The 8,486-nt window shown below is 66.9% G+C and carries 9 protein-coding genes, 1 pseudogene and 1 riboswitch; of the genes and pseudogenes, 8 read left to right on the top strand and 2 right to left on the bottom strand.

The features are described 5' to 3' along the window. A partial coding sequence (locus ACWELQ_RS29715; protein WP_452400343.1) for a phosphatase PAP2 family protein occupies positions 1-535 on the top strand: 535 nt, incomplete at its 5' end. 4 nt (positions 536-539) lie between these two features. On the opposite strand, the gene ACWELQ_RS29720 is transcribed toward ACWELQ_RS29715, so the two are convergent. After that, complete coding sequence (locus ACWELQ_RS29720) at positions 540-1,430, bottom strand: nuclease-related domain-containing protein (RefSeq protein WP_452400344.1); 891 nt, start codon at positions 1,428-1,430, stop codon at positions 540-542. A 115-nt stretch (positions 1,431-1,545) separates the two neighbouring features. Beyond that, on the bottom strand, positions 1,546-3,252 hold the full coding sequence (locus ACWELQ_RS29725; protein WP_452400345.1) for a GMC oxidoreductase: 1,707 nt from the start codon (positions 3,250-3,252) through the stop codon (positions 1,546-1,548). A 114-nt stretch (positions 3,253-3,366) separates the two neighbouring features. Here ACWELQ_RS29725 and ACWELQ_RS29730 point away from each other — a divergent pair, with 114 nt between their 5' ends. From ACWELQ_RS29730 to ACWELQ_RS29760, 7 genes and pseudogenes are all read left to right on the top strand, one after another. Beyond that, positions 3,367-3,993 (top strand): CDP-alcohol phosphatidyltransferase family protein, encoded by a 627-nt coding sequence (locus tag ACWELQ_RS29730; RefSeq protein ID WP_452400346.1) that lies wholly within the window; start codon positions 3,367-3,369, stop codon positions 3,991-3,993. Between the two features lie 73 nt (positions 3,994-4,066). Next, positions 4,067-4,465 (top strand): glycine cleavage system protein GcvH, encoded by a 399-nt coding sequence (gcvH, locus tag ACWELQ_RS29735; protein ID WP_452400347.1) that lies wholly within the window; start codon positions 4,067-4,069, stop codon positions 4,463-4,465. A 185-nt stretch (positions 4,466-4,650) separates the two neighbouring features. Further along, entirely contained in the window at positions 4,651-5,118 is a 468-nt protein-coding gene (gene garA / locus ACWELQ_RS29740) for a glycogen accumulation regulator GarA (RefSeq protein WP_379366127.1), read from the top strand. 44 nt (positions 5,119-5,162) lie between these two features. Next, positions 5,163-5,936, top strand: a complete 774-nt coding sequence (ftsR, locus tag ACWELQ_RS29745; protein ID WP_452400348.1) for a transcriptional regulator FtsR — start codon at positions 5,163-5,165, stop codon at positions 5,934-5,936. Positions 5,937-6,003: 67 nt separating this feature from the next. Continuing rightward, positions 6,004-6,477: a bifunctional nuclease family protein gene (locus ACWELQ_RS29750; RefSeq protein ID WP_040807814.1), complete on the top strand. Its 474-nt coding sequence runs from the start codon at positions 6,004-6,006 to the stop codon at positions 6,475-6,477. A 220-nt stretch (positions 6,478-6,697) separates the two neighbouring features. Then, positions 6,698-7,264: a MerR family transcriptional regulator gene (locus tag ACWELQ_RS29755; protein WP_452400349.1), complete on the top strand. Its 567-nt coding sequence runs from the start codon at positions 6,698-6,700 to the stop codon at positions 7,262-7,264. Between the two features lie 129 nt (positions 7,265-7,393). Continuing rightward, positions 7,394-7,489, top strand: a riboswitch (glycine riboswitch). Between the two features lie 159 nt (positions 7,490-7,648). Next, a pseudogene (locus ACWELQ_RS29760) lies at positions 7,649-8,486 on the top strand (glycine dehydrogenase (aminomethyl-transferring)); the annotation flags it as partial.

Below are 8,486 nucleotides of genomic sequence, written 5' to 3' on the forward strand. Positions count from 1 at the left end.
GGCCGACGGCGGCTCCACGAGCGTGGACGAGGCCCTCGAACATCGGATTCATTCGGCGCTGGACGCGCACACCTGGGTCTACCGGGTGCTGGTGTTCCCCAGCAACAGCTACGTCGTGCTGCCGCTGCTCGTGGCGTTCGCGGCCTGGTTCGCCTACCGGCGGCAGTGGTGGGCCGCGGGTTTCGCGCTGCTCGCCCCGGAGGTGGTGGTCGCGGTGAATACCTATGCGCTCAAACCGTTCTGGGATCGCCAGCTGGACCACTACCTGGCCTACCCGAGCGGGCACACCGTCCAATTGGTCGCCGTCGTCACCGCTTTCGCGTTGGTGAGCGAGTCGCGCCGGGTGCGCGCGGTGTCGGTGATCGTGATGGCGGTGGTGTTACCGGCCGTCATGATCGGCATGGTCGGCTTCGGATACCACCATCCGACCGATGTGCTGGGCGGTACCGCGGCCGCGATCGCGCTCGTCTGCGCCCTCTATCCGCCGTTCCGCTACTTCACGGCAACGCGCCCGGCCCGGGCTCTGCCGGACTGATCGCTCAGTACGACAGGATGATCGCGGCCATGAACCAGATTCCCCACGCGGCCGCCACCAGGAAGCCCAATCCCAGCATCACCCGCATGAATCCGCGCCCCAGTTCGAGGCGATCGCTGCGCCGCGGATACAACTTCCACGGCGCGAACCACGGCGCCGGAATCGCCAGCCCGCGCCCGGCCGACCCGTGCTCGGCCTCGAGCCGGGCCTGCTCCTCGGCGAACGCCTCGGCCTGCGCCTGCTGCGGGCCGCCGTGCCACAGCGTGACATCCACCGGCCCCAGGAAACCCTCGTTGATCAGGTCCTGCGGTCCCGGCAGGTACGGCAGGATGCCCAGCCCGCGGAACGCCCATGCCACATCGTTGGCCGACCACTGCGGCCGCCCGCGCGAGAGCAGCCCGGTGAAGTGGTCGCGCAACGCCCGCTCGTCACCCAGCAGCACCCGGAAGCTCGGGTCGTTCCACAGCTGGGTCACCCGCAGATCCGAACCCGGCGGCGGCACCACCAGCACGATGCCGTGAATGACCCGCTGCCCCAGACCGCGCTCGGCCAGCCAGTTCTGCAGCGCGAAGGTGTGTTCGCGGGACTTGTCGAGCGGATTGCGCTTGTCGCCGCCGTCGAAGGTGAGGATGCGGTCACCGACGCGCCAGGGCCCGTTGACGGGGATCTCCAGCTCGCCGCTCATCTTCTCCGAGAGCGCCTCGGCCTCGATGACCACGCAGCTGGTCGGCGTCCACACCACGGCGTCGAACGGATGCAGCCGATCACCGTGGAAGAGACTGCAATTCACCGTCGCGACGCCCTTGGGGTCGGTCGCGCCCTTCCAGGTGCGCAGCCAATCGATGAGCACCTTCTCGGCGTGCGTGCCGGCGGCGTTCTGCACTCGGACGAGCATCGGCTCTCACCTTCCTCGTCGAATCGATACCGGGAATGGTACGGGCACAACGCCCCAAACTACCGGCGGGCACGCCGCCGCGCACGGTCACTCCGCAGTTCCGTGTCGTCACTGCTCAGTTCACGGGCAACGCCGGATCCGTCGGGTAGTCGGTGGGGAAGATGGGCAGCCGCAACGCGCCCGGCGCGAAGTCCGGCACCGCCGCGTGCTTGGGCGCGACCGGCGTGATGCGGCGATACGCCGAGCCCAGCTCCGGCCGCGGATCGGCCTCGTTTCGGTTGGGCCAGAACGCCATTGCGCGCTCGGCCTGCGCGGTGATGGTCAGCGACGGGTTCACGCCCAGGTTCGCCGTCACCGCCGAGCCGTCGGCGATGTGCAGGCCCGGATGGCCGAACACACGCTGATACGGGTCCACCACACCGCTTTCCGGGCCCTCGCCGATCACGCAGCCGCCGATGTAGTGCGCGGTCGCCGGGATGTTGAACACGTCCATCGCCAGCATCTGCACATCCCCGTCGACCTTCGCGCCGAAGCGGCGGCCGACATCGTGGGCGAGCGGGATCCACGTCGGATTCGGTTTGCCCGTCCCCTGTTTGGTCTTGAGCTGCCCCCAGCGCCGGAACGAGGTCAGCGAATTGTCGAGGGATTGCATGACCAGTAGGATGACCGACTTCTCCGAGGCCCGACGCGCATTGAGGCTGCGCGCGAACACCACCGGATGCAGCACCATGGCCAGCAGGAACCGCAGGAACCGGAACGCGCCGCCGTCCACCAGCGGCACCGACAGCGGGAACAGGCCGTTCTGTCCCTTGCCGTAGTGGCACACCTCGACGTGGGTGTCGGGCTCGGGATGGATCGAGGAGGTGATGGCGATGCCCTCGGCGAAGTCGTCGCGGGCCTTGCTCACCACATTCAGGATCGCCTCGGAGTTCGACCGGGTCAGCTCGCCGAGCCGGGGCGAGAGCTGCGGCAGCACGCCCTCGTCCTTCATCTTGTGCAGCAGCTTCTGCGTGCCCAGCGCGGCGGCGGCGAAGACCACCTGCTCGGCGGTGAACACCTTGCGCCCCTTGCGAACCCAGCGGTCCGATCGTGAGGTCTCGATGGCGTAGCCGCCGCCGGTCATGGGTCGCACCTTGTCGGCGGTGGTCAGCGCGAACACGTGCGCGCCCGCCTGCTCGGCCAGGTACAGGTAGTTCTTCGGGGTGGTGTTCTTGGCATTGTGCGGGCAGCCGGTGAAGCAGCGCGCGCAGTGGATGCAGCCGTTGCGCCGGGGTCCCGCGCCGCCGAAGTACGGGTCGTCGACTTCCTCACCCGGCGCGTCCTCGTTGAAGAAGACGCCCACATTGGTGGCGTGGAAGGTGTCGGCCACGCCCAGATCGGCTGCCACCGAACGGATCACGTCGTCGGCGGGGGTCATGCGCGGGTTCGGCGCGACCCCGAGCATGCGCTGCGCCTGGTCGTAATAGGGCGCGAGCTCGGCCCGCCAGTCGGTGATGTGCGCCCACTGCTTGTCGGTGTAGAAGGCAGGCAAGGGCTCGTAGAGGGTATTGCCGTAGATCAGCGACCCGCCGCCCACGCCCGAGGCGGAGAACACCGCGCACTTGCCCAGAATGCTGATCCGCTGCGTCCCGGTCAGACCCAGCCTCGGGGCCCAGATCGCCTTGCGCACATTCCAGTTCGTCTTGGGGATGTCCTCGGCGTTCCAGCGGCGGCCGGACTCCAGCACGGCCACCCGGTAGCCCTTCTCGCTCAGGCGCAGCGCGCTGACGCTCCCCCCGAACCCGGAACCGATCACGACGACGTCATAGTCGAAGTCGGGCATGGTCTTTCCTCTCGCTGCTCAACCACGTAATGAGAAGGATTGCACAGAACTCTCTCAAGCAGTAGGCGGCGTGCCCGGATGGAGATGCGCCGACGATTGAGGTTGGATCGAGTGGTGACAACCGAACCGCACACCGAGCCGGTCTACAGCGACCGTATCCTCACGGTGCCCAATCTGCTCAGCGTGATCCGGTTGATCGGCGTCCCGGTGTTCCTGTGGCTGCTGCTGGCGCAGAAGGCCGACGGCTGGGCCTTCGCGCTGCTGGTGGTCAGCGGCATCACCGACTTCCTCGACGGCAAGCTGGCCCGGCTGCTGGACCAGTCGTCCAAACTCGGCGCGATCCTCGACCCGCTGGTGGACCGCCTCTATCTACTGGCGACCCTGGGCGGCTTCCTGATTCGCGGCATCCTGCCCTGGTGGGTGGTGCTCGTCCTGGTCGGCCGCGATGCCATCCTGACCCTCACCCTGCGCGTCTACCGCCGCCGCGACCTGCCCCCGCCCGACGTCATCTACCTGGGCAAGGCCGCCACCTTCGCGCTCATGTCCGCGCTGCCCTGGCTGCTGGCCGGGCAGATGGACTGGGCCGCCGCGGGTTTCGGCCGGGCCTTTGGTGGGGCATTCTTGATCTGGGGCACGGCAGTGTACGTCTGGACCGGAATCCTCTATCTCGGCAAGGCCATCGCCGTGGCCCGCGCGATCCCACCCGGTGGCCCGAGCGATACCGCCCGTGCCACACCATGATCACTCCCGATAGGGTGTGGCCGACGGATCGACGACGATCCCGAGAGGAACGCCCGTTGAAAGGACACTGCCAGTGACCGCAGTACCCGATGATTTGCGCTACTCCGAAGAGCACGAGTGGGTGAGCAAGATCGGTCCGACCCGCGTGCGGGTGGGTATCACCGATTACGCGCAATCGCAGCTGGGTGACGTCGTGTTCGTGCAGCTGCCCGCGGTGGACGCCGTTGTGAAGCACGGCGAGAGCATCGCCGAGATCGAGTCCACCAAGAGCGTGTCCGACATCTACGCCCCGCTGGCGGGCAAAGTCGTTGCGGTGAACGATCTTCTGGATGGTGAACCCGAGACGGTCAACTCCGACGCCTACGGCGACGGCTGGCTCTTCGAGGTCGAGGCGGACTCCGCCGAGGCGCTCGACGCCGCACTCGGAAAGCTCCTGGATGCCGCAGGTTATCAAGGAGTTATCGGAGGCTGAAGGAGCCTTCACAGTTCTACCTGCACGGGTACGCCCTGGCAGGGTACGGTCAATGCCAACAGAAGTGCGCGCAGCCGGTGCCCGGATTTTCCGGACCTACCCGAAGCGGGGAGCGGCCGGAGCGCCGCATCGCTGAGGGCATCAACTGCTTGCATGGATTATTCGGTTCGAGGAGGAGAGCAAGGGTGAGCGAGAACAAGGACCCGGGTTACCAGGAAACGGCAGCAGAGACCACTTCGGTGTTCCGCGCCGACTTCCTGAACGAGGTCGACACGTCGCGCCCCGAGCAGACAGGCGAGCAGCCGGTACAGGGAGTGGAGGGGCTGCCGACGGGCGCGGCCCTGCTGGTGGTCAAGCGTGGCCCGAACGCCGGTTCGCGCTTCCTGCTCGACCAGCCGACCACCTCGGCGGGTCGCCACCCCGACAGCGACATCTTCTTGGACGATGTCACCGTCAGCCGTCGCCACGCGGAGTTCCGCCAGGACGACGACACCTTCCAGGTGGTCGATGTGGGCAGCCTCAACGGCACCTACGTCAATCGGGAGCCGGTGGACTCTTCGGAGCTGCAGAACGGCGACGAGGTGCAGATCGGCAAGTTCCGCCTCGTCTTCCTGACCGGTCCCAAGTCCGCCGCAAGCGATTCGGCGCTATAGGGCCGAGCGGAATGACTGGCGCAGCGCAGTGGACGCGCGGAGGCATGTCGATCGGCTCCGTGCTGGATCTCCTGCGTCCGGATTTTCCGGATATCACCATCTCCAAGATCCGATTCCTGGAATCGGAGGGTCTGATCAGCCCGGAGCGCACGCCCTCGGGGTACCGCCGTTTTCATGTGGCGGACGTCGAGCGCCTGCGCTTCGTGCTGACCGCGCAGCGGGATCAGTACCTGCCGTTGAAGGTGATCAAGGAACAGTTGGAAGCGATCGACAGTGGGGCGGCGACGCTCGGGGTCCGGGAGGCCCGGGCCCGGGCGAACGCCGTGGGAGGGCTCGGGGCCATGCCCGATTCGCCAGAGAGCCTCGCCGCCAACGGCGGTGGCCGCCTGCGCCGGCTGAACGCCGTGCCCGGTGAGGTGTCGCCCGAGGAGCTCCGGTTCGATCACGAGATCCGGATCACCCGGGCGGATCTGCTCGATCAGGCCGGCATCGACGAGAAGTTCCTGACCGAGCTGATCCGCGCCAATCTCATCACCCCCGGCGCGGCAGGGTATTTCGACGGCGATGCCGTCACGCTGGCGCGCACGGCCAAGGCGCTGAGCGAATTCGGTTTGGAGGCAAGGCATCTGCGCGCCTTCAAGCTGGCCGCCGATCGCGAGGCCGCCATGGTCGCGCAGATCGCCGCCCCGATCGCCAAGAGCCGTGACGCGGATGCCCGCGCGCGTGCCGAGGAGACGGTCCGGGAGTTGGCGGCACTGTCGCTGACGCTGCACACCTGCCTGGTGAAGACCTCTGTGCGCGCTTCCCTCGGGGGCTGAAATCTTCGCCTAGACTCGGTATTACAGCCGGGGGCTGGCGGCCGGTGAGGATTTGGGAGGCAGTGCGATGAGCGAAATGCGTGTGATCGGCATCCGTGTCGAACAACCACAGAATCAGCCCGTGCTGTTGCTGCGAGAGGTTTCCGGGGATCGCTATCTACCGATCTGGATCGGACAGGCCGAGGCCACCGCGATCGTGTTGGAGCAGGAGGGCGTGACGCCGATCCGCCCGCTCACCCACGATCTGATCAAGATTCTGATCAAGGAGCTCGGTCACACCCTCAAGGAAGTGCGGATCGTGGATCTGCAGGAGGGCACCTTCTACGCCGACCTGGTATTCGAGAACGATCTGCGGATCTCGGCGCGGCCGTCGGATTCGGTGGCCATCGCGCTGCGGGTGGGGTGCCCGATCTATGCCGAGGAGCCGGTGCTCGAGGAGGCCGGGCTGGTCATGCCGGACGAGCGCGAGGACGAGGTCGAGAAGTTCAAGGAGTTTCTCGAATCGGTATCTCCGGATGACTTCAAGGCGACGGACAGCTGACCAGTTCCTGACCTGGCGATGATTCCGGGTTGATCTCCAAAAGAGACAAAACAGTGTCTCTACCTCAGGTTTAGGGTTAAAAACACGCGCCCGTTCATGCTTGGACGGTGCCGATTCTCCGGCAACAATCAGGGGAGTAGCCTCGATTGATAGGCCAACGCTCCAGACGTCCTCGAGACACGAGCCCAGCCCTGATAGGCAAGCAGTAAGGGAGTAGTCAGTGGGAGATCAACCGCAACCTCAGGATGTGGTGCAGCCAGGGCTGTTCCCCGATGACACGGTGCCGGACGAACTCGTGGGCTACCGGGTGCCCAGCGCTTGCCAGGTGGCCGGGATCACCTACCGCCAGCTCGATTACTGGGCCCGCACCGGACTGGTCGTCCCGTCCATCCGCAGTGCCACCGGCTCCGGCAGCCAGCGCCTCTACTCGTTCAAGGACATCCTCGTCCTCAAGATCGTCAAGCGTCTCCTGGACGCGGGCATCTCGCTGCAGAACATCCGCATCGCCGTGGATCATCTGCGCAGCCGCGGCGTCGAAGACCTCGCCGGGATCACGCTGTTCTCCGACGGCGCCACCGTCTACGAGTGCTCCTCCGCCGAGGAAGTGGTCGATTTACTGCAGGGTGGTCAGGGTGTGTTCGGCATCGCCGTCAGCGGCGCGATGCGCGAATTGACCGGGGCCATCGCCAACTTCCCGGCCGAGCGCGCCGAGGCGGGCAGCACCAGCGAGCGTCCCGAGGATGAACTGTCCTTCCGCCGCAAGGCGCGGATGAGCAAGACCGGCTAGATCGTCTTTCCGCGATGCGCGTCACCCGTTGGGTGGCGCGCATTTTCGTTGCCCGGAGGCGGGCGCGATGTGAAACGGAACCCAGGCAACATATCTGTAACCTGCGCCCGCTTAAACTAGCGAGTGCGTCGCAGCCGTGCGGGAGAGTTCCGGGGGTAGCCTCGGACGCCGAAGGAGCAGCACCTCCCCGTCAATCTCTCAGGCACAAGGGACCGTGCGGAGTTTCGACGCCTCTGGAAAGTGGTGGCCTCGCGTCGCCCGCCCATGGTGAAAGGGCAACGGCCGCAAGGTCGTGGCCCGAATCTCTCAGGCATCGAGGACAGAGGGGGAGGGCAGTAGCAGTGTCGGTCCCGCACCGACCCCCGCCCACCCCCTGGAGCAGACGTGATCTGGACTCGATCCTTCGCCGACCGCCACATCGGCCCCGACAGCGGAGAGACCGGCCGCATTCTGGAGACCGTGGGCGTCGAGTCGCTGGACGAACTCGCCACCAAGGCCGTCCCCGCCAGCATTCTGGACGCGCCCGCGGGCAACGGCCTCGACGCGCTGCCGCCCGCGCTGTCGGAGCACGAGGCGCTCGCCGAGCTTGCGGCACTGGCCAATTCGAACACCGTGGCCACCTCGATGATCGGGCTCGGCTACTACGACACCCACACCCCGCCGGTGCTGCTGCGCAATCTGGTCGAGAACCCGGCCTGGTACACTTCGTACACGCCGTATCAGCCGGAGATCAGCCAGGGCCGCCTCGAGGCGCTGCTCAACTTCCAGACCATGGTCGCGGATCTGACCGCGATGGAGGTCGCCAACGCGTCCATGCTGGACGAGGCGACCGCGGCGGCGGAGGCCATGACGCTGCTGCAGCGGGCCAACCGTAAGTGCAAGTCGGTGCGGCTGCTCATCGACACCGATCTGTTCCCGCAGACCCGGACGCTGCTGTACACCCGTGCCGAGCCGATGGGCATCGAGATCGTCGAGGCGAACCTGGCTGACGAGGGGCTGCCCGAGGGCGAGTTCTTCGGTGTGATCGTGCAGCAGCCGGGCGCGTCCGGGCGGATCGTGGACTGGGCTCCGGTCATCGAGGCCGCGCACGCGCGCGGCGCGCTGGTCGCGGTGGGCGCGGATCTGCTTGCGCTGACGTTGATCACGCCGCCCGGTGAGCAGGGGGCGGACGCCTGCTTCGGCACCACGCAGCGCTTCGGGGTGCCGCTGGGCTTCGGCGGCC

The organism is Nocardia sp. NPDC004722 (assembly GCF_053601505.1).

Excerpts from the sequence above, each read along its gene's own strand:
- ACWELQ_RS29720 (WP_452400344.1), bottom strand. The coding sequence starts at position 1,430 with ATGCTCGTCCGAGTGCAGAACGCCGCCGGCACGCACGCCGAGAAGGTG.
- ACWELQ_RS29725 (WP_452400345.1), bottom strand. The coding sequence starts at position 3,252 with ATGCCCGACTTCGACTATGACGTCGTCGTGATCGGTTCCGGGTTCGGG.
- ftsR (WP_452400348.1), top strand. The coding sequence starts at position 5,163 with ATGTCGATCGGCTCCGTGCTGGATCTCCTGCGTCCGGATTTTCCGGAT.
- ACWELQ_RS29750 (WP_040807814.1), top strand. The coding sequence starts at position 6,004 with ATGAGCGAAATGCGTGTGATCGGCATCCGTGTCGAACAACCACAGAAT.